Below are 24,023 nucleotides of genomic sequence, written 5' to 3' on the forward strand. Positions count from 1 at the left end.
TTTCCCCTGCTCGTTTTGCGATGAAATTTACGGACAAATCCGCAGCGTAGTGTCTACTTTTTTGACATAGGTCCAATTCCTTACTTTAAAAACCTCAGGTATGTAATAATCATCTCCTCGGGACGGTACCATTTCCTCGAAAAAAATTCTGTTTTCGATTTCGAATTCATACAAGTCTTCAATATCTGTATCTTTTAACTTCTCAATTACTATATTCATGAATCTTTTCCTCCAATCAACTTTAATGCAAGATACTACGAATCTACTTCTGTAAACTATAATCTACACCACGATTTCAGTTTATTCTAATTTTTGAATAGTTGAAAAATATTAACTTAATGCAATTAAGTTTTTGTAAAGCAAGTATAACATTCCAATATTCGTTATTTAACATTATGAGCGATTAATGGATATTAAAATACCTAGTAAATTTAGTGATATTTGGATTAACATTATGGAAACCTAGACTCGAAGATGTGGGTGTATATTATGGGGCTTTTTGAACACATGAGCAATTATATGAACTATTGATCTGCGGTACTATAATTACTTAATGATGATAAGTTGACTTCTAAATTGACCGCAAGGAGATGGTCAATGACCAGTAAGGGGAAGATATTCCTTGAAAGCAAGAAGGACATGAAAAAACGTGGTCTCAAGTCACCGGATAGAGCTGACGCATATGTTCTCGCCTTTGGTGAATATCTGCTGGGAGCACCTCAATCTATAATGCTTCCGTCAATAAGTAGTGTGTCAATAAAAAGATAAACTGAAGATTCCATATCCCAATCATATAGTGGGGATAATATAAAGAGCAGTGCCAATAAACTAAAGGATTGCGGGATGCTTTGCTCTTCTGAAAAGTGATAGTAAAATGGCGGTAATCTGGCAATCGAATGACGGTGAAACAGCAATACACTAGGCACATAGAGAGGTTAACCCTCTCCGGTGTGCCTGCCCGTTATCGCAGCATACTCGGCTGCGCTGTGGGAAGGCGTTCCTTAGACGTGGATCGTCAAGGGTGCTGTGCGAGGAATGGGGTTAAGATCACTCCAATATTTTACATGTCCTTCATGGGAGGATATTACCATGCGCTATATTTGGAATAGACCAAGATATGATGGATGGCGCTATACACCGTTTTGGTTTGTAAAGATCAATAGGATTAAAGAAATGGGTATAAAGAACTTAATATGATTGGGTTGAAATGGTAAATATCATGGACAATATAGCCAATATATGTTTTATTTACAATATGAATAACTCATCTTGTAATGAAAATGGGGCATGTAAATGGCTACTCTATTTATATATAAAATGTCGGATCAGTTAGATTTGTTTCTGTTTGATGAGAATGGGAACTTATCGATACCTAGATTAACTGAAACTATGGAACAAAGAATATCGCCGAACCACAATGGGTTAATAAGTGGTGAAGGATTCACAAACATAACAACTTTTGTATACGATGGGGTACATTGTTTAGAATGTTTTTGTACAACAGAAAGTAGCCTTGGTTATTATTATCAAGCGAGGGTTGAACAGGGAAATGTCACTACAGAAAAAGTCCAACATTCATATTTCAGCAAATCTAATGTGAAGTTGACATCTGACGGCAACCTTATAATTAAGTTCGACTGGACATCTGAAGAAAAGGCGAAATCACGCGTTAAAGAAATGATTCAATCTATAGCGATAGAACTAGAATCTTTTAAAATAACTGATGGAATGTTGAGATATATTCAAGGCCAATATCATTGGACATCAGCAAAAATCGACCAAATCTTTAAAGATGGAGACAAAACAAAAAAAGTATCCTATACAATCGATCCATCTGATACAGACTCAAGATCACTTGTTGATGAGGAATACAAGGATCATGGTAACATGTGCCACTTGGCTTTTGAAATGCCGTTTCATTATGAGCAGAGGCATAGAGATACGCCTTCTTTAATAAACGTAAAGTTATATAGAGAAGGCGGTCATCGAATAGTGATTAATGAAGATGAGTTTGGAAATAATGTAGATCTAAATATATTCCAGATATATTTAATGAACGAACTGATTAGAATCAAAAATGAGTCCGATGGGATGTGAAGACATGAAGTTCACTTTATTCTCAGTGGATACAAATAATGACTTTAGAAAAACAAAAAACTTAATTAAATTTTTGTCTGATGATGAGATAAGTATATTTCATTTTGCTGAAATCGATGATCATTTAACACACGTGGTATTCAATCTTAAAGATGAATACTTATTCGGGACAAAAATATCAGGTCATCATATGAATATGCCTGTAAATCAATATATAAATGCTTTTTACGATGATAAAAGCAATTTGGTCTTTTTAGAGTTTATTAACGAAAAGTACATTGATGTGATTCAGAAATTTTTGGAAAAAGAAGAAATAATGATTAATAGTTACCAATTGACAAACACAGTCATTATTAGTGTATTAGAAAAACTTAATGGTTTTATAAAAAATATAGAACTATACGATGACGATGAAGAGGAAATTAATTATGAATCGGTAAAAAGGGAGATTATACTCGATCAGATTAAAAGTAAAAATTTAATAATTTCCTATTTATTAATGCTTAGTGATTCCAATTTCATATCTTTAGCAAGAACCGGAGTCGTATCGATTAACAACAATGATATTATTACTCTGACTAAATTTGTAGGGGCCTTTTCTTAATGTATAGAATAATAAATATTATAGCTGTTATTATGGCTGCCGTTCTTGGGGCGATACTGGGAGGAGAATACAAGAATCCTCTTCATCTATTGGGACTTGTCACAATCATCGCATATGCAGTAATTGTTGATAACTTAATTAGAGAGCACGAAAAGAAAAATGCTGACATGGAATCCAAGGAAATAGATCTAGATAGTAAAAATGAGCAACTCGTTAAAACCAAACAGCAACTTAATGACACTACATTAAAACTATCCCAAATCTTATTACAAACAAATCAAAGTGGTGATAATCGTATGTATTTAGCGGTTTTTCCATCAACATCAGGAATAATATCTTTTTCTTCCCCAATTGAAATTCATGTTGTTCTAAATACACCTTTCGATATTCAACCGGCACCTGACATAAAACTCATTACAAAAGAACGTTGGAAAAGCATAAAAGCCGATGGGAATATCGTTCTGCCGTCAAGGTACGCAAATCAATTTGAATATACAGTTTCCAGTTCGCGTAATAGAAGTTTACAAAACCATCTGAATAAATATTTTGTTTATAAGTTAGAAATAGAATTTCCTAAGGCCGGAGTGTTTGAGTTCATAATAGAAGCGAAATCCAACGAGTTTATTTCTACGATTAGTAATAATATTGAAGTTGCTTAAAACCTACTGTTAATCAGTAGGTTTTTTATTTGACAATTAATAGGGGATGTCACAAAAAAGTTGTTTGTTTTTTTAGGGTGTATAACCTAGGGAATTTATTCTCAATAATCCTTGATAATACTAACTTAATTCAATGTTGCCGAGTTAGTTCTTTATATAGATATGAATAACTCGTTAGGAGTGAGAAAGACATGCGAGATATATTGTTCGTTTTGCTGTATACGGCGATATTGGCAGCGATTGTTTCGTATGGATACCAAATTTATGCTAGTCGGCAGCAAGTTAAGGCATACAAACAGATGGAGGAAACGCAAAAGGAGCTTAAACGGAAGTTTGAGGAAATGAGTTGAGTGTTCATGCCGCTTAAACGATTCTGTAGTAAGCAAGGATATAAGGAAACCATAACAGAGGGTAGATATTGTGAAGACCACCAAGACCAAGTACATAACTATGACCAACATAGAGGTACAGCAGCTGAGCACGGATACGACAGCTGATGGCGTAAATCCAGGGACGGTTATCTAAGGAAGCATCCACTGTGTGTACTCACTGGAAGCAGGGCTATGTGCAGGCAGCTACAGTAGTCGATCAAATCGTTCCACATAACATAAGGTTAGACAAGAGGTGTGAATGACCGACAAGCACGTTCTTGCTGAGCAGGATTCGCGGCGTGTATTTAAATATAGTGAGATTAAAGAGGAAATTGCGGTTTGCTGGAAAATGAGGAACTGGAAGTAGCGTCGACAAGTATGGAGCAGAGAAAAGGGATTCTGAAAGGACTACATTGATAAAAAATACCGACCCCAAGGGATCGGTATAAAAGCTTCTCTAATCACCATAACAAGATAGTGAAACATCCACAATTGCTTTCCAAGGGTCATCACCGTTGCTATCTCGAAGGATGGAAAAAACCTCAATACTTACTTTGTTGGTAGTTTCATCCCAATTTTTTATTCCATAGTACATCCCTATATGGCCAAACGGTCTCTCGATGTAGGTATCATGACCGAAATGAAAGTCATGCCCACCTAGAGTCATGGCAATATATTTTGTTTCAGAAGGTACAGTAAGCTCAATTCCCTTTACTGAATATTTTTTGCCATCTGACTCAGTGAATTCAGCAGTCCAGTATAAATTTTTTAATAATCGTAGTCCCGTAATAGTCGTTAAATTAGAACTCTGGGCATCTTTAGGAAGATCATTTTTACGCTTTATAATCCCATGACCATTTCTAGAAGTTGTTTGCATAATTTATCTCTTCTTTCAATTTATTTTTTGTTTAATGCAGACCTTCACAGACAATATAAATTTTGTCATTAAGACTAGTGATGTGCTTATTGTCTGGTAAAGGCTCTAACATTAATGGATGGAGTACCAGCAGGTTCTGAGTTATAAAATTTAAGCTTTAACGTTGAAGTACCTACTACATCTTGACTTAAAAGAAACACTTTTTTACCTTCTGGTATTTCGTAACCCCAGAAAAAGGGCCGACCATTAGTTGGAGCAGGAAGTTCAATTGGAAGTGTAGATCCTGGAGGTATATCCTTATCATTCTCAGACGTTAAAGTTGCACCAAACACTGGATCGGTTTTGTTCATAGTGTAAAACTCCCTTTATTTATTATTTGTTGAACAACATTAATATGCACAATAATTTATTTTTTAGTGATAGTATTTATTGTTTTTTTACTTCTATGGGTCCTTCCCAGGGCTAGGGGGCGGGTACGAATGACTCCGATATGTGACTATGTTTGTGTCGAGATTGTAAATATGAAGGGAGGGTATGCAGCGTTTGGTAGCAATCAAAGAGCCACCTGTACCCATGTTGCGAAGATGCAACCAGGGCGGCAATGCTATGGTTGTGTATGGGGCAGATGGGATGGGGTTAAGCAATTCTGTAGTAGACCAAAATGCATAAAGAAGGTAGAATGTGGTGTACTAAAAAACAAGGGAGGCTAACATGAAGTTTAAAAACAAATCAATTATTGCTTGCGCTATACTTATTGTATCTCTGACCTTATTTTTTTCATACGGATCAGTAGATGCTGAAAGGGAACCAGGTTTACTAGCAGGGAGTCCAGTAGAGGCTGGTCCAGTTAATATTCCTGATGAATGGACAGATAGCAATCCGACAACCTACGCAGGTGTCCTAATAGGTACAGAATATTCTTTTAATTTCAGTGTCCCTAAGGATATAACAGAGGTTTACTTTTTTGCTAACAATGGATCAAGACTGTACATATACTCAAACGATGAATTATTAGGAGAAATAACTGGACGAAGCACTGATTCTACCTCATATGTAAGTGTATCTTATCAATCTGTCACTAAAGTAGTCATTTTTCCTAAACTAGGTCATGATGAAGGTTGGGTGAAAGGTGTAGATCTTTACGGTACGGATTCAAGCAATTCTACAGAGGAACCTCCTGTGGTAGTTGACCCTGAACCCACTAATAGTGCTGCCTTATTAGAAATTTACTTAGTTAGTGGGCAAACCAGAGAATATGAAGTTTCCGAATCAGAATTAAACAATTTCTTAAGTTGGTATAATAAAGGTGGAATTAGTGGTTCGGAGTATTACATCTTTGATAAAAAATATAATCTTGGGAAATTCAACAGCAGAAAAGATTATATTGCTTACGATAAAATTGAGATGTTTGAAGTGAATCAGTGATATTCAAAGGCACCCATCGTGGTGCTTTTTTCTTTGTCTTCATGTGACGGAATATGAGCCGTTTTAAGTTTCACAGCATGAGAACGTCTGTTTGCAGGGATTAGTCCTTTGAAGAGCGGAGAACAGCGTCTGAGTGAGCCTATGCATGCATATGATGATCACCCGAACGTTGAAACCAACTCAATCGTGCCAATCGATCAGATTAATGTAGCAACCTGCAGGTTCGTGACCTACAGGCTGGACATATAAATATGCAGATGGTTCGAGATCTGGAATATCTCACGTGTTAGATATCAAGCTTCAGCAGGTTGATCTGTTGTAAGAATTCCTTTAGAGTCACGTTCTTCTATGCTTTGACGTTGGTTTTCCGAGATTGTTTCATTGTATATGCTTTCTATCTCCGCAGGTTCCGTAATTTGGTTTTGAATGATGATATTTATTAATTTGAATAATGTGAGTGCTGTATTGCTGTCATCTGTCAAATCAATTCGTCCGGGATGAACAGCGTTATTCCCGACAACCCTAACAATATCTAGTGATTTCTGGATTTTTAAAGGAAGCCCTTCTGAAACAAGGAATTTTATGTCGCTATTAATATTTTGGCTGGTTTTATCGTATTTTTTTAAAATCTCTTTTAATAGTTTTTCTAAAACCAATCTTAGCAAAGCCGCTGCTCCTCTAGGAGAGGTGTTTAGAATATCTCTCGCTTCATTGTAATCATCAAGTAGATAGTTTGGCATATCTTCATGAGGCATTGGAGCGTAAGAAAGGGAGGGAAGAATCATATTTCCTTGAAACCAAAATGATATTCTCTGACAATGGTCACACATACAGTGGTACATTGAACTAACTTCATCTATATTTCCAGGTTGTCCATACCACATGCTACTCCAACTTTGAGTTGTATAAACTTCGTAGTGTGGACAACTGAATTTTTTCGAATAAAGTTCTGGTGGGAAATATGTATTTTTCATATGCTAGTTCCTTTCAATTTTGGATTTTTCTTAATTATACAATTGTTACTATTGGAGGTGTTAAATAATATTATGAGATTTTTTCAAATCCGTAGTAACACTATAGTAACTCGATGATATTATAAATCCATAGAAGTATGAAGAAATGTAGAAGGTAAGGAAACTTTTCCTGCCTTCTATTTTTATGTCTGGAGGTGAAACATTGAAATGGTATCATAAAGCCATTTTTTCATTTGCGAATTCGGTTCTTCCGGCTGCTGTAAAGCGACAGATGATGGGTTTTGGCATGGTGACCTCGCCAAGATCGTCAAACGGCTGGGATATATTCAATTGGCTCCCGAAAAAGTACCAGAGTGCTCATAATATTGATCTGACCAAACTCCAAAACCATACAGCCGAGGAATTGCTTGAGATTCTTGTGTCTGTTCATCCCGATATTTCGCATGCGCTCTACAACTTTCTGCGTATGGGAGACACGCCACTTACATTTCAGCAAAGAAGCAGAGTGGGAGTGATGGTAAGAGTGGGCAAAGGTCACTTGATGCAATCAAAACTGACGGGATTCTCTACTTCCCTCTCCTGTTATCAGCATGGAAGGTCGCTGATAAGCTTAATACGATTCAGCGGATGATGATTATGGTACGTGGGCTTGTGCTGGTGAAGTAGTTCTGAACGAGCAATGGTAAAGATGTGATTGATATCGTACCAGTTGATCCTGCGACGATTTGGTTCAGGAGAGGTGCCTTGGCGATACATTAAGAGTCCAAGTCCTCTTACTGGTCAAGAATGGTCTGGGCATTACGAAAAGATTATACGCCGACATTCATCTATAAAGAGTTCGATCTTTTGGTGGATGATCCTTACAGACAAACGCCCATAGCAAATTTGAAAGGTTGAATTCATTACTTGGGTACTATTTTGGTTTTACTTTCAGCATGAAAGGATTTAGCAACGGGGGTGTAAAACTCAAGGCGAATCACTTTGATGGATACGGCCTTCTTACATCTGTCCGATTTAAAAGATAATCTGTGCTGATCTGATGATAATCAGCCAGTTTAATCAATATAGCTGTTGGGATGTATAACTCGCCACGCTTGCAGTTATTTTAGCGGATTTCCCGCTAAAACCCCATCACACCTCATCTCTTGAGTTACAATCTCCCTGAGGTGACCTTACCATGAAGGATAATATGTCAAACCTGATCGAAGATTTGTTTCACGGAAACCTGCGGTTGGACGAGTCGATTCATCCTGAGCAAGCTGAATATCAAGAGATCAATCGCCAGATATCGGACCTGATGCAGGACTACAAAACACAGCTTACCGAGAACGAATACGATGCTTTGGAGAAACTGATCGACTTGATCGGACATTCCACGTCGATGTATGTGGAAGCAGCGTTTGAGCAAGGTTTTCGCACAGGCGGCAGACTGATAATTGAGGTTTTAGCCAAGCCGTGAGTATTTATCTATCTACCTCATAAGCCAGCAGACAATACAAAGCAATTCAAAAATCCCCTCCTCCATTACCACCGCTTAGGCGGAATGGGGAAGGGGATTTTGTTTTTAAATTATTCCTTTATCTCAATAACTACAACCTACCGAGCACCAATATTTTTACCCGATGGCGTACCCGATCCAATCAGATCACTACCACCTGCGAGCTTCAGGAAATTGCCCAAGACAGGCGTTCCGTCCGCGCTGCGCGTTACCGAAGGTACGAGGGAGACAAAGTCGGCTGCGCTGGCGAGCAGGCCTTTGTCGTTGACGCTCTTTTTGTTCTTCCACCAGACGTTGGTGCTGCTGACGTCGGTTCCGCTTGTTTTGTCACTGGCACCGCCTTGGAAGGACAGGTTATTGGTGAAGATATGGGTGCCTTTATCGAAGGCAAAGTTGCTTTGACCATTGTTCCAGGAGGTGTTGTTTTTCATCTGAATCGAACCGGGATTACTGTTGTACGTAAAGCCATGCTTTTTATTATTAAAAGCAATGCTGTTCTCCACAATATGGTTCACAGCGATCTTCTCACCACCCAGCTTAAAGCCGTTACCATCGCTGTTAGAGGTAGAGGTGCCGTCTGCGGTTGCGCCATTGGCGTAGGCGATGCTGTTGCGGATCGTAACCGCGCCGATGGCACCTGTGTCCGTTTTGCTATAGAGATCCCAGCCATCGTCCACGTTATAGGCCGCAATACAACCGTCGAAGACGTTGCCTGGGCCTACGGTCAGTTTTGCTGCAAAACCGTCTGCATCCTCGCCGTCATCCGGGTCATAGTTGTTGTGGGAGTAGGAACGAATCACTTCATTATATGCAGGCCATTCACTCTTGGCGGCAGTGGAAGCATAACGTCCCATTTGAATACCCGTATCCCGGTTGTGATGAGCTTCGATCTGCTCCAGACGGTTGTAACTGCCCCCGATGAAGATGCCGTTATCGCCTGCACCCTTTACCTCAAGCCCTTTGACGAACCAGTAGTCTCCGAACATTTGCAGTCCACGATTGGTGGAAGCGAAGGCTTGGGCTGAGAAATCAAAGACCGGTTTTTCCGATCCATACGCCACGAGGTTTTTACGTTGGCTCGATGTGCCGCTGTTGCCACGTTCAATGGTAATAGTCTGAGAAAAGCTGTAGTTGCCGCCGCGCAGATAGATGGTCTTGCCTGGGGCGATCTGGGTTAATGCGTTAGCGAGTGACGTAGGGCTGTTCAGTGTTCCCGGATTGCTGGCTGAGCCGCCAGGAGACACATACAGATCACCAGCAGCAAGTGCGATATTCGAAGTCGCCACCGATTCAGAGGGATTTTGCAAGCTGCTCTCGATCAGCTCTTCAGCACCAGCCGATCCACCACCAATCAATAATAGAGGGAACGCGGCGCTCAGACAGATCTGGGCCATTTTCGATTTCAGCGAACGTTCATTACGTGCATGGACATGAGTAGATGTGGATGGGAATAATTTCATTACAAGACCTCCTTGGTCAAATGGGATATGGAATTCGTGTGGCACAGGTTCATGGTAAATGTTGTAAGCGTTATCATCAATAATCATTTGATCACATGAGCTTCAGGGCCGGGTACATCAGGCATTGCACCTTCAAATGCAGTCAGATCCACAGGTGGCGCATAATCCTGTCATCAGTTGATAGCCCTTATTTAACGACCAATCCTCCGAAATGAACGTAGAGAGGCCTTCTTTTCCAACAAAAAGGCATGAGACATACCCTTGATCCACCGAAATGAACTTCGCAATAATCCAATGGAAAGGGAGACGCTTATATATAGATGGAGCAGAGTGTCCATGTATACATGCAAAAGCCTCGGTAGCAGCTGCATTAATCCATTTCATAGCCAAGGCTGTTTAGTAAACGTAGTAAATCGTACTCCACTACTTTTAGCGACCCCTTTCATTGTTTGTCCGTTATGGGGTGAGCCTTGCGATCCGATCCGTTCGTACTATCCTGTGGTGCCGCGTCTGGGGAATGCTCAGATTGTGCAGAATGGTGATACATAGTTAACCTCCTTTCTTGGTGATAGATTTGAATATTTTTTTGCCTTCATGCTGGCTCTAGGGATATAGCGCAGTAAAAAAAGCTTGTCACCGGCTTCATCGCGTGAGATAATTAACTTTTGCCCTGCGGCCTTTTTTGAACGGAAAATGAAAGAGGACCGCGTCTAAGAATGGAGGCTGACCTAGGATTGTCTACACAACGTTATCCTTTTGCATATGATCCGGCTGAACCTTTTGTATCCCGTCTCGGGGAATGGGTTGCCGATGTTTTTTACGATATTTTGCCAGAGTCCGGCTTCGAGGTACGGGATGAACAGATTTTTATGGCGTACCAGCTCGAACGGGCCTATGGAGATAAAAAGACCATTATGGCGGAGGCCGGTGTCGGAACAGGCAAGACGTTAGTCTATCTGCTCTACGCGGTCTGTTATGCACGTTATACGGGCAAACCGGCAGTGATCGCCTGTGCCGATGAGTCCTTGATTGAACAACTGGTGAAGCCCGGCGGAGATATTGCGAAGCTGGCTGCACATCTGGATTTGGAAGTGGACGCACGTCTTGGTAAATCACCAGACCAATACGTCTGTCTGAACAAATTAAGTGCGGTGCGGTTCGCGGATGAGGATGCCCCTGTTATTGAAGAAGTGCATGAGAGCCTTCCGGATTTTGTGAACACGCCGGGTACGCTTCAGGCTTTCCATCCGTATGGTGACCGCAAACAGTATCCGCATCTGAATGATCGCCAGTGGAACAAAATTAACTGGGACCCGTTCCAGGATTGTTTTGTTTGTCCAAAACGTCAACGCTGTGGCCTGACGCTGTCGCGTGACCATTATCGTCGTTCCAAGGACATTATCATCTGTTCCCATGATTATTACATGGAGCATGTGTGGACCTACGATGCACGCAAACGCGAGGGACAATTGCCACTCCTGCCTGATCACAGCTCAGTTGTATTTGATGAAGGACATTTGCTGGAAGAAGCAGCCCTGAACGCACTGAGCTACAAGCTGAAACACCGCATCTTTGAGGAACTCGTCACTCGCCTGTTAGAAGGAGAGATTCGTGAATCCCTGGCGGAGTGTGTGGATGAAGCGATTGAGAGCAGTGAGCGACTGTTTGCGTTGCTGGATACGTATACGGTGGTGATTCCGGGATCGGAACGGAAAGAAGTTCGGGTAGAGCCGCCACTACTGCGTGAGATTGAACGTCTGACCAGTGTGCTGGATGCGATCGGCGAAGAATTGGTATTTGAGAGCGGATTGTTCTCGCTGGATGGTTATCAGATGCGTGTCGTCGAAGAACATCTGGACATGATTCAGTCTGCGCTTGCGTTGTTCCGTAAGGAAGACGGCTACATCTGCTGGGCGGAAGAGAGTGAAGACGAGACGACCTTATCGATCATGCCGCGCACCGTGAAGGAAATGCTGAACGAGCGTGTGTTCAACACAGGTATTCCAATCGTGTTCTCCTCCGCAACGTTATCTGTGGACAGTTCATTCCGTTATGTGGCGGACAGTCTGGGCATTGATGATTTTGTGTCCTTCTCCGTCGCTTCACCATATGACTACGCGGACAAAATGCAGATGAAGATTACCAATGAGGCCGTACCAGGCCAACCGGAGAACGAAAATCGTATGCGGGATGCAGTGTCTTTACTTCAGGAGAGTGGGGGCCGTGCACTGATCTTGTTCCGTACAATGGAAGAACTACGCGCGTTCAAGCAGGACATCGTTCATGTACCTGAAGCAGAAGGTTTGCGCTTTATGTACGAAGGCGACCGGGAGATCAGTGATCTGATCGCGGCGTTCCAGCAGGATGAGGAGAGTGTGCTGTGCTCCGTTAATCTGTGGGAAGGACTGGACGTTCCAGGCCCGTCATTATCCAATGTCATGATCTGGTCGCTTCCGTATCCACCACAGGACCCTGTCTTCAATGCAAAACGCAGTGCGTCGGCAGCACCATACGAAGAGATCGATCTTCCGTATATGCTCTTGCGTGTGAAGCAAGGTCTCGGACGTCTGATTCGGACAAGCACGGATTCCGGTTCTGCGGTCATTCTCGATGAATCGCTGTATACCAAAAAGGAAGCCAAAGACCGCATTGCGGCTCTGCTCCCTGAAGGTGTGGAATGGACAACCCTGACACACTAACCAGCTTACGTTAAATGTTCTTGCTTTGTTTTTGATGATAAGGTTTCTTGCCAAAATAAGTTCTTGTTCTCTGCGGATTCATCATCCGTAAGTGAGCAAGGGCTTTTTTTATTTTAATGGTTCCTTCAATGTACTTCGCTTCCTTTTTTTCGAGGATTTTGCCTCGCACCTCGCTACCATTCGCTCCAACATTCTAACAAACCTACCGCACCTTATTAGAGTGATAATTAAGAGATGTGAATTCTAACGAATCTCAGTAATGTTATCCCGCCGAAAATAGCTTTTAAGCCTGTAAATCGACCGAATTTGGAGAAATAACGTCGCTATGATTCGTTACACGTCAGACCTGCGCAAATAGGAGAGAATAGCGCGTGTCAGGTTCATTAGAACCAATGACCAATGAGCGCTAATAAGGGAGGGCCTCTGTCATGCTCATAACTTATGGGAGAGTCCCTTTTTGGTGTGTACAGATTCTTGCTGTGCTAAAAAATACCCATGCTCAGATACCGTTCCCCGGTATCCGGCGCAATACAGAGCACCCGGTGCCCCGGCCCCAGTTCCTTCGCAATGCGAAGGGAGGCCCACACCGAAGCGCCAGAGGAAGGGCCGAGCAACAGCCCTTCCCGGGCAGCAAGCTGCCGCATCGTATCCAGTGCATCCTCATCGGAAACCTGGATGATGGCATCCCACACGTCGGTATTCAGGATGTCCGGAATGAACCCCGGACTTGTACCGACGAGCTTGTGTGGTCCGGGTTCGCCACCGGACAACACCGGAGACCCTTTGGGCTCCACCGCATAGATACGGATATCGGGTAACTGCTTGCGCAGTTCTTCTCCCGTCCCGGTAATGGTTCCGCCAGTTCCCGCCGTCGCGATGAAGGCATCCAGCTTGCCTTCCATCTGTTGCATAATCTCGGGAGCCGTCGTGATCCGATGAATGTCCGGGTTCGCCTGATTTTCGAATTGCTGCGGAATGAAACTTCCGGGAATGTCCGCCTGAAGTTCTTTCGCTTTGCGAATCGCACCTGGCATCCGCTCCGCAGCAGGGGTGAGCACCACATCTGCGCCATAGGCTTTCAGGATATTGATGCGTTCCTTGGACATGTTGTCCGGCATGATCAGAATGGCTTTATATCCTTTGGCGGCGGCATTCATCGCAAGACCTATGCCCGTATTGCCACTGGTTGGTTCGATAATGGTTGCGCCGGGTAGCAAGTGTCCCGCAAGTTCAGCCTGAATAATCAGATTGTATGCGGCACGGTCTTTGACGCTACCACTTGGGTTGAAGTATTCCAGTTTCACGTATACGTCAGCGGAGTCGCTGCCTGTGAGTCGGTTTAGTTTAACGGCAGGTGTCTGGCCGATCAGTTCGGTTACATCTGCTGCTACAAGAGGATGTTGCTTTGTATTATTTTGTGACATCGATAAAGAATTCGAATGGGATTCCATAAAGTACAGCTCCTTGATTGATAAGACATTGAGAACATATCCTTTTCCCGGATTGGAATGGTTGGGTATGTCTTCTCCATCTTAATGAACACAGCATGCCATGGTCAACCCGTTCAACCCTTTTGTATGGAGAAAGTATGAACGGTTTTTCGCGGCAGGATCAAGACGCAAGCTAAATCATGTTCATCACGTTTGCGTCAGATCCATCTGCAGATGGCGACTCAGCTCTTTTTTGACCTCATTGCGTGCAAATGTCCAGAGCATATAGAACCGTTGCATGTAACCCCTACACAAATATACGGTTTCAATGCCATCCTTTCCCCTCGTTTCCTCCAGGACTTTTACTCCACGGGTTCTCATCTGTTTGCGCAGTCGCAGCATCTCTTTAAGTACTTCATTCTGAATGCGGGTCAGCGACAGGACATAGACCTCGGGCATTTTCAGAAGCAGTGTATCCAGAGTTTGAATATCCCGTTCCAGTACATCCAGCAAAAGCGTACGCACAACCATATCTTTGATCAGACGATGATCTTCATCCGCAGGCGTTGGGGCTGAAGTGGAAGAGGAGGCCATATAGTCACTTCCTTAGCCATAAATATATCGTTCTATTAAGAACAAATGTTCCTGTTTGTATTATAGTCAGCATATTCCTGAACCATGCAGGTTTCAACCTGAAAATATTTACATTCTCTCTTAAAGGCCGTTTAAATCACATGAAAACCCTTATGTAATAAGGCTCATAGGCAACTTCACCTAGTCGAAATGCAGAACATAAAAGGAGAACTTACTCCCCCTGTTTAGAGTTTGTTTATAGTAGCTCGTTATAATATCTTTAAAATTTCAAACCACATCGAAAGGAGTACAAATAATTAAAAAATACATATTTCAATGGATGTACGTCTGATGGATATACGAGCCATAGTAGTTGAGTAGCTCTTAAGTAGATTTGTAAGGTTGAGACGGAGATGAAGTCGCGAGGGACAAGGATTTTATATGATGAGTGGAAGGACGATAGTGATGAATAAAAGATTACTGAGGTTTAAAAAAGTGATAACGATGCTGATTGTAGCTGCATTAATTTTTGGAGGAATTCCAGGGTTTCAGGCGTTAGGTGTAGAACGTGCTTATGCGGCAAGTGGAACATGGGTGGATGTGGGAGGAGTTGGATTTACATCAGGGCAGGCGGAGAATATTACGTTGGTCTTTGATCGGGAAGGTACACCGTACACCATGTTTAAGGATGGAGACAATGGCGGGAAAGCAACGGTTCTAAAATACGTTTCTGGAGCATGGCAAACCGTGGGGCCTGCTGGTTTCTCTACTGGCGTGATACATAACACCTCATCGCTCGCATTTGATTCTCATAATACTCCATACGCAGCTTATCAGGATGGGGATAATGAAAGTAAAGCAACAGTTATGAAATTTAACGGAGAACAATGGGAGATTGTGGGTAGTGCTGGTTTTTCAGCAGGAGCGGCAGTTTACGTTACACTTGCTTTTAGTCCGGATGATACCCCTTACGTGGCCTACCGAGATCATGCTGCAGATACTAAAGTGACAGTTAAAAAATTAAATGGAAATCAGTGGGAGACCGTTGGGACTGCCGGATTTACGACAGGTGTTGCACTAGAGATGTCCAAACTTATTTTTGATGCTAACGGAATTCCATATTTTGCTTTTAAAGATTCAACCAATAATAAATTGACTGTCATGCAGTTTGCAGGTGGTTCATGGAAAAATGTGGGGAATGCAGCATTTACAGCAGACTCGGCATCATATCCTGCACTTGCATTTGGTCCGAACAATGTACCTTATGTTGCGTTTCAAGACGGTTTCAACAGTTATAAAGCAACTGTAATGAAACTGAATGGCAGCCAGTGGGAAGTGGTAGGGAACGTGGGCTTCTCAACAGGATCGACTTATAAACTGTCTTTAGCATTTGATCCCCAAGGCGTACCTTACACGGCTTTCAGAAATAGTGTGAACTATAGCATGGACCCGCAGGGTGTTATGATGAAGCTGGATGGAAATCAATGGACTATGGTTGGGGGCAAGCCATTTTCCGCAGGTCAAATAAACGAAACTTCACTTGCCTTTGGTCCAAATGGAATGCCCTATGTAGCTTATATAGACAACTCAAAAAGTAATAAGCTGACGGTCATGACACTCTCTACAGAACATTCAGTGACTTACAACGCTAACGGTGCAATTACAGGCAGTGTTCCCATCGACAACAATAAGTATCAAAAAGACGCAGCAGTAACCGTCCTAGATAACTCTGGAGAGCTTGAAAAGGAAGACTATCAGTTCACGGGATGGAATACAGCGGCAGATGGTAGCGGAACCAGCTACAGCGCAGCAGATACATTCTCCATGAATGATAGTGATGTTACGTTATATGCACAGTGGCAACCACTGTATGTAAATATTAGTTTTGAATCGAATGGCGGAACCGAGATTGACAATCAAAAGGTGAACTACAATAGCTCAGTAGTAAATCCTGATGCTCCGGAAAAAGCAGGATACACGTTCTCAGGCTGGTATCAGGATAGCCAACTGCTTCAACCTTTTGACTTCAATACAAACTTGACGCAAAATATTACGCTTTATGCGAAATGGATGTCATCTACAGCAACACTCTCCACCCTTACGGTAAATGCAGGGCAGCTGACACCGGACTTCTCTGTAGATGAGCTTGATTACCGCGTAGATGTTGAATCTGACGTGACAAGTGTAGACTTCTCTCTAGGTAAAGCAAATGAAGAACAAGTCGTACACGTAACAGGCGCTACAGGTGAAACCGTGACGGATGGCATATACACATACACAGTTACGGATCTGGTGTACGGCTCAAACCTTGTTAACATTAATGTTCAGGCGGAGGACGGCACTAGTAACGACTATAAACTCAACATTAATCGAATTGACATCACCAATGCCAAGTTGAGTGAAATAGCTCTACCTTCGATCACATTAACTCCGACATTCAATCCTGATGTGGAAGTTTATGAAGCAATGGTCAATAGTTCCGTTGGCTCGACTGAAATTAGCGTTAAACCGGATCAAACTGGATCCACAGTGAAAATTAATAGTGTTAGTGGTGATAGTACAGTCGTGCAGTTAGTCAGTGGCATGAATACAATTATTATTGAAGTGACTGCATTGGATGGAGTAAGCAAGAAAACATATACACTCAATATCAAGCGCAACAGTGATAGCTCAGGTGGATCGGGTGGTAATGGAAGCTCCGGGGGTTCCAGTTCTGGTGGAAGTGGTGCGGCTACACCAGTGACTACTCCCGTCGTAACTCCCCCAACTACAGGTGCTCAGGTACTCGTGAACGGTAAAGCCGAGAACGCTGGAATTTTGACTACTACTGAAGTGAACGGACGAAAAGTTGTAACCCTTGCAGTGGACGCAACTCTCATCACACAAAAGCTTCAAACCGAGGGCAACAAGGCTATTGTCACGATTCCTGTGACTGGTAATGCTCAAGGAGATCAGGTTATTGGTGAACTGACGGGGCAGACCGTCAAACTCATGGCTGACAAACAAGCCGTACTGGTGCTTCAAACGGATATTGCCTCTTACACATTGCCTGCACAGCAGGTTAATATTGAGCAACTCGCGCAGCAACTGGGTGTGAATTCTGACAATTCCTTGGAGAACATCAAACTGCAAATCGAAATTTCACAGCCGACAGCAGCAGTCACACAGACAGCGCAATCAGCAGCTCAGCAAAATGGATATACTCTTCTGGGATCACTAGTTGATTTCAAAGTAACAGCCACCTTCAATGGCAAATCCGTGAGCGTGGATAAGTTCAATAGTTATGTATCACGTACAATTGCATTACCAGCTACAGTTGATCCTAACCAAATCACCACGGGTGTTGTGGTGGATGCAGAAGGAACTGTGCGCCATGTACCCACAAAAATTACACAGGTCAATGGGATGTACCATGCACAGATTAATAGCTTGACCAACAGTGTGTATGCCGTTATCTGGCACCCGCATACCTTCACTGATGTAGCCCAACACTGGGCCGAGACAGAAGTGAATGATATGGGTTCACGTATGGTTATCGAGGGCATCACGGACACAACCTTTGAACCGAACCGTGGAGTTACACGCGCAGAGTTCGCTGCCATCCTGGTACGTGGATTAGGAGTAAAACTTGAAGAGCGAGTTAACTCTTTCCAAGACGTGAATGGAAGCGAATGGTACGCGGATGCTGTGAATACGGCGGCTAGCTATGGATTAATCGATGGTTATGAAGATGGAACATTCCGACCACAGACACAGATTACTCGTCAGGAAGCGATGGCACTCATTGCACGAGCTATGTCAGTGACTGGCATGGAAACAACTTCATCTGCCGGGAACGTTCAGCAATGGTCTGATTACGCAGATGCTGAGCAGGTAGCAAGTTGGGCGAAAGAAGCAGTGGCATCCAGCATCTCCAACGGACTGGTGTCAGGACGTGGAAAAGATACCATTGCTCCGAATCAATCGATTACACGTGCCGAAACAGCTGTAATTATACGCAGATTGCTTCAACAGTCTGGTCTGATTTAGACAGCCCCAACATATAAGTACGAAATAATGACTAATGAAACAGGCAGCGCGAGGTTATGCGTTGCCTGTTTTTTTGTAGAAAAAAATAAAGTCTAATCAACGCTTATTAAAATTCTTATAGGTTAAAATATTTTTTCAAAAATGAATTTTAGAAAAGTATATTTTTCTTTTTTTTATTTACAGAACATATGTTCTTATATTATAATTGAAAATAGCAAGTAGTAGGAAAGACCCGAGCTGTTACGAGCATTCCTCGTTTTCTAAAGTTTTTTGAAAGCAACAAACAGGACAAGCCCACTCCAAAATTAGGTATAATTTATGGGTTTTGCAGGAAACCTAAGGCCATAAACAAATGAACCTTTATGCAATACAGTCTGCTACAGAAGTAATTACAAGCAATGAAATAGAGCTATGAATTACAATAACGAATCAGGATGACTTCCCGCAACACGATGACGCCAAGTTAACGAGAAGAAGCTACTACCTTATTTTTGACGAAAAATGAGCAACAAAAAAGCCCCTGCCTTGGGCGGCGGGGCCTATGAAATACTGCCGATTCAGCGGCAGGCTTGATGATGTGTTCAGAAATTAAGCAAGATATTGAGGCTTTTCGTAGAACGCCTCTTTTTCAAGGATGACCTTATAGGGTCTTTCCTTGCCCTTCAGGGAGGGCCCAATGGTCGTTAGCGGCACGGCCGGCTTGTGGAAACGATCTTCTTCCTTGGGTTCCGGAACCGGTCGTGATGATTCGGGCGCAGAACTGAGGCGTACCTTTTTTTCGCTGCCCCAGCGCTTGCTTATTTTTTTCGTTTCCGGTTTCATTCCGGTTCGCCTCCTAACAAATCGTTGATGGCGTTGAACAGTTGACGATTCTCTAGGTCAATCTGCTGAAATACCGCCTCATCCGCTTCAATATGTCCAATAATGTGAACGGTGATTACATACCTCTTGGCTACAGGATAGCATAGCAGATACTCTTTCTCAAGGTAATCATCATACAGGTTGATCTTGATTTTATTCTCCCGGTAAGAATCAATCACCAGGATGCGCTTGGGATCATCCGGTTGTTTGTCGTCGTTAGCGGACAAGTCATACTTTCTTCCCGGTTCTCCAACATTACCACATAATTGCTCAATATAACCACTGTCATCTGTACGGTATATGGCTGTGCCACGTACGGCAAATGGAGGATGAGAGACAAAAGCGGTACGCAGGGCATCGCTCATTCGCTCCAGCATCTTGGCATCTGCTTTGCGGGTACGCAGCAATTCCCTAAAGAACCGCAGCAACTTGAGCAGTTGTAACCTTGCTTCTCCCTCAGTACGTTTATGCTTCTCTATGATGCTCTCCAATTCTGGATCACTCCAGCGTCCCTGTTCCTCAATACTGTCTGCGATTTTGGAACATGCCACGGACACGGCTGGCGCCCACTTTCCGTCAGAACGGATTTCGTACACAAGTGGATTTAATCCCAGCAGATCTGTAGGCATACGCAATCCTTCGACCTTGGTCGTGTCCTTGATGTCCGTAATATCTTCAGGAAGAATGAAAAAAATACGCTTTCGTCCCAGACGGCCCATAAACAGACCCATTTCAAGCATTGTATTATCCCGGACCGACGCGTAGTACTTCCCGCGAATTTTGGATATATCATCCGGATGAAAAATAAAAATGGCGAAGTCTGTCGTACGGACTTCTGTTTCCAGATCGTCCATCGTATAGCTGCTTGGATTAAAAACCCCGGAATACCAAGGGGTAACTTCGGCTGAAAAACGTAAGTTTTCGTGTACTGCGGCTGCAATCGGCTTAGCTTCCAGCGAGCAGCCAATAAAGACTCTTGGCTTTAACGTTTTCATCAATCCGCCTCGCTTAAACGGTAGTGGGATTCAATTGTTATATTATACCATAAACAGCAGAGTAAGTCTGGAAACGTCTGAGCTGGACAAAGAATAAAGCCGATTACGTTTGCTATAGTGTATGTGCGAAGGGAAAATGATTCCTTTAAAAAGCGCAAGAAAATAAAAAAAGGCCCCGATTTGTCACAGTTGGGTGACTGACAGTTATTTTTGGAAGCTTTGGTCATAGAATAAAGGAGCAGGTTGCACCATTAGCAAGCATTGCTTATCCTGGTGTTGTCGTATGACTGCTGGAGCAGTCCAGAGGCTGCTTTATGCGCGTTTTTGAGGGGTCTGCTGTTTAGACCCGGTCACGTTGGTGTTATATAATAGAAGAACAAGCAAGTTAGCTTTGGTGTTTAAACTGAATGAACTTGCAACTGCTGTAAGTTGGATTTACAATTTACACAGGAACGAAGAGTGCAGAACCCATCTATAGAAGCGAAGCGTTCGCCTGAAAGCTTTCTGATAGAAAGCTTCGGAAGCATAAGCTATCGCCGGATTTTCCCCAGAGGGAAAATGGAATTCCAAAAATCCGAGGATAACAGCGATCAAAAGAGGGTACTGCAATTGAAGTGGTAAGTGTACAATTACATGTTCAAGCTTATGCATTGTAGTTATTTTTCAGTTTAACTAAGCACAGCTAACCACAACAGAACAGAAAGGATCAGGATACCATGAGTTCCCGAAGGACAATCTCCCCAAGGACGATCTGGAAACGTTACGATCTCTCATACACATAGCGCCCCTTGTAGAGTACACCAACCGGTTTCAAAAAAACGGCTGACTCTGCGAAAGAGGGGATTGGAATGAATATTCGAAGGACGTACACGATGATTTCTTCCAGGCTTACCTTTTGCAGGGTACGGTCGGTCTAAAAAACCAACCTACAAACTGCGAGGGAACCTGAATGAAGAGAACATCGTTAACCTTACAACACGTTAAAACAGAGGCGATCAAATTCGCCATTATGCTACTCGGTACATTTATTTTAGCTTTTGCCTATTATCACATTAACTTTCAGAATCATTTATCGGAGGGCGGATTTGTCGGTCTGGCCCTGCTCGGAAAATACGCAACAGGTTTATCACCTGCTATCGGTATGTTGTTACTGGACATTCCGGTCATGATCCTGGCTTGGTTCCTCAAAGGCTGGAAATTCATGATTCAGGCATTGCTTGGCGTCGGTGCATTTTCCCTATTCTATGACGGCTTTGAACGATACTCCACACTGGTATTGTCGTTTAACGGAAATCTGTGGATTCCGGCAGTTCTATCCGGTATATTGACAGGGGTAGGGGCTGGGATCGTGCTTCGATTCGGTGGAGCGACAGGCGGAGACGATATTCTCGCCGTGCTGGTTAGCCGCTGGAAGGGATGGAAGCTGGGAACAGTTTTCTTTGTCAGCGATGCTTTTGTATTGGGATTGTCGCTTTTCTTTCTTCCGGTAAAAGAAACTTTATATACGATTCTGGCCGTATGGATTGCCAGTAAAGTCATTACGTACGTCGTTAGTGTTCCAGCTCGCGGAACCGTGATCACGACTTCAGCTGTGAAACTGCCGATGCCATCGGCTGCAGCCAAAGCAGTTAATGCGGCTGCTGTTTCACAACGGACTACGGTGGCTAGAGGGGTATCCCATTGACCATACGTTTCAGAACAACCATAACCTGTATGCATCATATTCAGGTCTTGATAGTTAAAGTTCAAATAAAATCCCTTTTGTCTGCTCTTCAGCAGCAAAAGGGATTTTATTGTTTTCCGATTCATTCAAGACTTGATCGAAGAAGCAATCTGACCATCCTGATTATGGATAATCGCTCGAATATTTTGTTTGCTACTCAGTTCTTTGGCCTTATCTACAGCTTCTGCCTTAGTATCAAATGTGGACAGATAGCTAGACTTTCCTTCTTCCTTGATCGCCCAGCCAGAGTCGGTAGGCACCACATGGATGTTGTCATGACTTTTGGACGAAGAGACGGGCTCGGAATGACGGCGCTCCGCAGAAGATGACTTGTTACGGTTGGAATTATCAGAAGAAGATGTGGAGTCCGATTTCGAACTTTCCGGTGCGGGATGATTTTCATCCCATTCTTCCGCCTTAGCTGTCGCTATGGCAATCGAGCGTCCTTCCTCATACCCGTCATCCAGCAGAGCATTGGCAATCTCAATTGCTTTATGTCTAACACGTGGTTCCAGGTTCTTCATGGATACCGGATAATCCTGTTTGTTCCAAGGCATATGAACCCCTCCTGTACAATAATGGATTAGTTGTATATTACCCTGTGAGGGGAGGGATAAACGATGAACAGCCGAGGTCGTAAGTGCATTTACCGATGATCTATATAAATTGAAATAAACATTTACACGAAACGGAGAGGACAGAAAAAACCTGAAGAAACGAAGTGTTCGCCTTTATCCCCAGATTTACCCCTTTCTAAAAGGAATCAAAAAATCTGGGGATAACAGCGATCGGAAGGTTGTTCTGTCATCGGAGTGTCCAGTGTAAACATTCTTTATTTCAACTTATATAAAAGGATCTCGTTCCTATACTTTTGCAAGCCAGAGGAGTATAATGCTGTCCATGAAAGAAATAAGTTCAACAAAAGGAAGATAAAGGAGTACATACATATGTTTAGTCTTAGCCTGGCAATTCCTATGCTGTTCACCATGCTGATTCATGCTGCAGACAGCTTGTCATACGCGCTGCGTCTTGGTGGATTACGCACCCGCAGAATCGCGCTGGCCATTTCATTGGCAGGTATCTTGTTGTTGGTTTCTCGAACCTCGAATATGGCCCAGGGCCCAATGGTAGGTAATCTGGTGGATACTGCAACACGTGGAGCCAATCCACACTTTGCAGCGCAGCTGCACTGGTTAATGGGTGCAGCAACAATTGGAACGGCATTAGCGATATTATGTTTTCCAACGATGGTGAAGCTCTCATCAAGAATGGTTGTACATTTTGAAGCAGCTGGTTCTATCCCAGCGATGGTTCGCGGTATGCTGAAGCGAAGCAAGATTAGAAATGCAACGTATTACATCACCCCGCCATCCTGGAAGATGGCCAAACGATTGGTACAACATGGGATGCCAAGACGGTTAATGCTGCTGAATGTAGCGGTAACCGCAATCTATACCACAGGTGTCCTGTCCAGCTTATACGCAGCGTACCTTTACCCAGGGCAGGCTGTAGCTGCATCTCAATCAACCGGGCTGATTAACGGAATTGCCACCATTTTGCTGACCATCCTGATTGATCCGCGAATTTCCCTGCTCAGTGACAAATCATTACGTGGAGAGATCCGTTTGGATCGCATGAATCAGATCTATGGCTGCATGCTTGTATCCCGTTTATTCGGCACACTGTTGGCACAGTTGTTATTAATTCCATTTGCGTATTGGATTGGTTGGATTGTAAATATGATGTGA

21 protein-coding genes and 1 pseudogene are annotated in these 24,023 nt (G+C 43.0%); 13 read left to right on the plus strand and 9 right to left on the minus strand.

All coding sequences use genetic code 11. The annotated features are described in order from the left end of the window. Positions 1-552 precede the first annotated feature (552 nt). The 5 genes and pseudogenes from HF638_RS29075 to HF638_RS21230 all read left to right on the plus strand — a co-directional run. Positions 553-768, plus strand: a pseudogene (locus HF638_RS29075) (terminase B); the annotation flags it as partial. A 525-nt stretch (positions 769-1,293) separates the two neighbouring features. Beyond that, positions 1,294-2,097 carry a hypothetical protein gene (locus tag HF638_RS21215; RefSeq protein ID WP_169481957.1) on the plus strand — a complete coding sequence of 268 codons (804 nt, stop codon included), beginning with the start codon at positions 1,294-1,296 and terminating at the stop codon, positions 2,095-2,097. A 4-nt stretch (positions 2,098-2,101) separates the two neighbouring features. Next, positions 2,102-2,701 (plus strand): hypothetical protein, encoded by a 600-nt coding sequence (locus HF638_RS21220; protein WP_169481958.1) that lies wholly within the window; start codon positions 2,102-2,104, stop codon positions 2,699-2,701. After that, complete coding sequence (locus HF638_RS21225; RefSeq protein ID WP_169481959.1) at positions 2,701-3,360, plus strand: hypothetical protein; 660 nt, start codon at positions 2,701-2,703, stop codon at positions 3,358-3,360. The genes HF638_RS21220 and HF638_RS21225 overlap by 1 nt, the downstream gene beginning before the upstream one ends. A gap of 191 nt (positions 3,361-3,551) precedes the next feature. Then, entirely contained in the window at positions 3,552-3,710 is a 159-nt protein-coding gene (locus HF638_RS21230; protein ID WP_169481960.1) for a hypothetical protein, read from the plus strand. A gap of 478 nt (positions 3,711-4,188) precedes the next feature. Here the strand turns inward: HF638_RS21230 and HF638_RS21235 are convergent, their stop codons facing one another. Together HF638_RS21235 and HF638_RS21240 are read right to left on the minus strand one after the other, a co-directional pair. Continuing rightward, positions 4,189-4,608: a hypothetical protein gene (locus HF638_RS21235; protein WP_169481961.1), complete on the minus strand. Its 420-nt coding sequence runs from the start codon at positions 4,606-4,608 to the stop codon at positions 4,189-4,191. A gap of 86 nt (positions 4,609-4,694) precedes the next feature. Continuing rightward, positions 4,695-4,958 carry a hypothetical protein gene (locus HF638_RS21240; RefSeq protein ID WP_169481962.1) on the minus strand — a complete coding sequence of 88 codons (264 nt, stop codon included), beginning with the start codon at positions 4,956-4,958 and terminating at the stop codon, positions 4,695-4,697. Positions 4,959-5,151: 193 nt separating this feature from the next. Here HF638_RS21240 and HF638_RS28825 point away from each other — a divergent pair, with 193 nt between their 5' ends. Together HF638_RS28825 and HF638_RS21245 are read left to right on the plus strand one after the other, a co-directional pair. Beyond that, complete coding sequence (locus HF638_RS28825) at positions 5,152-5,277, plus strand: hypothetical protein (protein ID WP_282435671.1); 126 nt, start codon at positions 5,152-5,154, stop codon at positions 5,275-5,277. 42 nt (positions 5,278-5,319) lie between these two features. After that, positions 5,320-6,033, plus strand: a complete 714-nt coding sequence (locus HF638_RS21245) for a hypothetical protein (protein ID WP_169481963.1) — start codon at positions 5,320-5,322, stop codon at positions 6,031-6,033. Between the two features lie 293 nt (positions 6,034-6,326). On the opposite strand, the gene HF638_RS21250 is transcribed toward HF638_RS21245, so the two are convergent. Further along, positions 6,327-7,007, minus strand: a complete 681-nt coding sequence (locus HF638_RS21250) for a DUF4145 domain-containing protein (RefSeq protein WP_169481964.1) — start codon at positions 7,005-7,007, stop codon at positions 6,327-6,329. Between the two features lie 202 nt (positions 7,008-7,209). Between HF638_RS21250 and HF638_RS21255 the strand changes: the two genes are divergently transcribed. Both HF638_RS21255 and HF638_RS21260 read left to right on the plus strand, forming a co-directional pair. Further along, a complete protein-coding gene (locus HF638_RS21255) occupies positions 7,210-7,638 on the plus strand; it encodes a hypothetical protein (protein WP_169481965.1) in 429 nt (142 codons plus the stop codon). A gap of 546 nt (positions 7,639-8,184) precedes the next feature. Further along, positions 8,185-8,466 (plus strand): DUF6809 family protein, encoded by a 282-nt coding sequence (locus tag HF638_RS21260; RefSeq protein WP_169481966.1) that lies wholly within the window; start codon positions 8,185-8,187, stop codon positions 8,464-8,466. Between the two features lie 137 nt (positions 8,467-8,603). Here the strand turns inward: HF638_RS21260 and HF638_RS21265 are convergent, their stop codons facing one another. Continuing rightward, positions 8,604-9,965: a right-handed parallel beta-helix repeat-containing protein gene (locus HF638_RS21265; RefSeq protein WP_169481967.1), complete on the minus strand. Its 1,362-nt coding sequence runs from the start codon at positions 9,963-9,965 to the stop codon at positions 8,604-8,606. 716 nt (positions 9,966-10,681) lie between these two features. On the opposite strand from HF638_RS21265, the gene HF638_RS21270 reads away from it, so the two are divergent. Beyond that, positions 10,682-12,664: an ATP-dependent DNA helicase gene (locus HF638_RS21270; protein ID WP_169481968.1), complete on the plus strand. Its 1,983-nt coding sequence runs from the start codon at positions 10,682-10,684 to the stop codon at positions 12,662-12,664. 482 nt (positions 12,665-13,146) lie between these two features. Here the strand turns inward: HF638_RS21270 and cysK are convergent, their stop codons facing one another. Both cysK and HF638_RS21280 read right to left on the minus strand, forming a co-directional pair. Next, positions 13,147-14,088 carry a cysteine synthase A gene (gene cysK, locus HF638_RS21275; RefSeq protein ID WP_169482087.1) on the minus strand — a complete coding sequence of 314 codons (942 nt, stop codon included), beginning with the start codon at positions 14,086-14,088 and terminating at the stop codon, positions 13,147-13,149. A gap of 213 nt (positions 14,089-14,301) precedes the next feature. Further along, positions 14,302-14,688, minus strand: a complete 387-nt coding sequence (locus HF638_RS21280; protein WP_169481969.1) for a YhjD family protein — start codon at positions 14,686-14,688, stop codon at positions 14,302-14,304. A 444-nt stretch (positions 14,689-15,132) separates the two neighbouring features. On the opposite strand from HF638_RS21280, the gene HF638_RS21285 reads away from it, so the two are divergent. Further along, complete coding sequence (locus HF638_RS21285) at positions 15,133-18,696, plus strand: S-layer homology domain-containing protein (RefSeq protein WP_169481970.1); 3,564 nt, start codon at positions 15,133-15,135, stop codon at positions 18,694-18,696. A gap of 588 nt (positions 18,697-19,284) precedes the next feature. Here HF638_RS21285 and HF638_RS21290 read toward each other — a convergent pair. Continuing rightward, entirely contained in the window at positions 19,285-19,518 is a 234-nt protein-coding gene (locus HF638_RS21290; protein ID WP_017687536.1) for a hypothetical protein, read from the minus strand. Beyond that, entirely contained in the window at positions 19,515-20,552 is a 1,038-nt protein-coding gene (locus HF638_RS21295) for a nucleotide-binding protein (protein WP_169481971.1), read from the minus strand. Before HF638_RS21295 ends, HF638_RS21290 begins: the two co-directional genes overlap by 4 nt. 949 nt (positions 20,553-21,501) lie before the next feature. Here HF638_RS21295 and HF638_RS21300 point away from each other — a divergent pair. After that, positions 21,502-22,236, plus strand: coding sequence for a YitT family protein (locus HF638_RS21300; protein ID WP_169481972.1), 735 nt, complete (start codon positions 21,502-21,504; stop codon positions 22,234-22,236). Between the two features lie 125 nt (positions 22,237-22,361). Here the strand turns inward: HF638_RS21300 and HF638_RS21305 are convergent, their stop codons facing one another. Further along, complete coding sequence (locus tag HF638_RS21305) at positions 22,362-22,832, minus strand: DUF2188 domain-containing protein (protein WP_169481973.1); 471 nt, start codon at positions 22,830-22,832, stop codon at positions 22,362-22,364. A gap of 390 nt (positions 22,833-23,222) precedes the next feature. Between HF638_RS21305 and HF638_RS21310 the strand changes: the two genes are divergently transcribed. Then, a complete protein-coding gene (locus HF638_RS21310; protein WP_169481974.1) occupies positions 23,223-24,023 on the plus strand; it encodes a lipid II flippase Amj family protein in 801 nt (266 codons plus the stop codon).

The organism is Paenibacillus sp. SZ31 (assembly GCF_012912005.1).
Taxonomy (GTDB): Bacteria; Bacillota; Bacilli; order Paenibacillales; family Paenibacillaceae; genus Paenibacillus.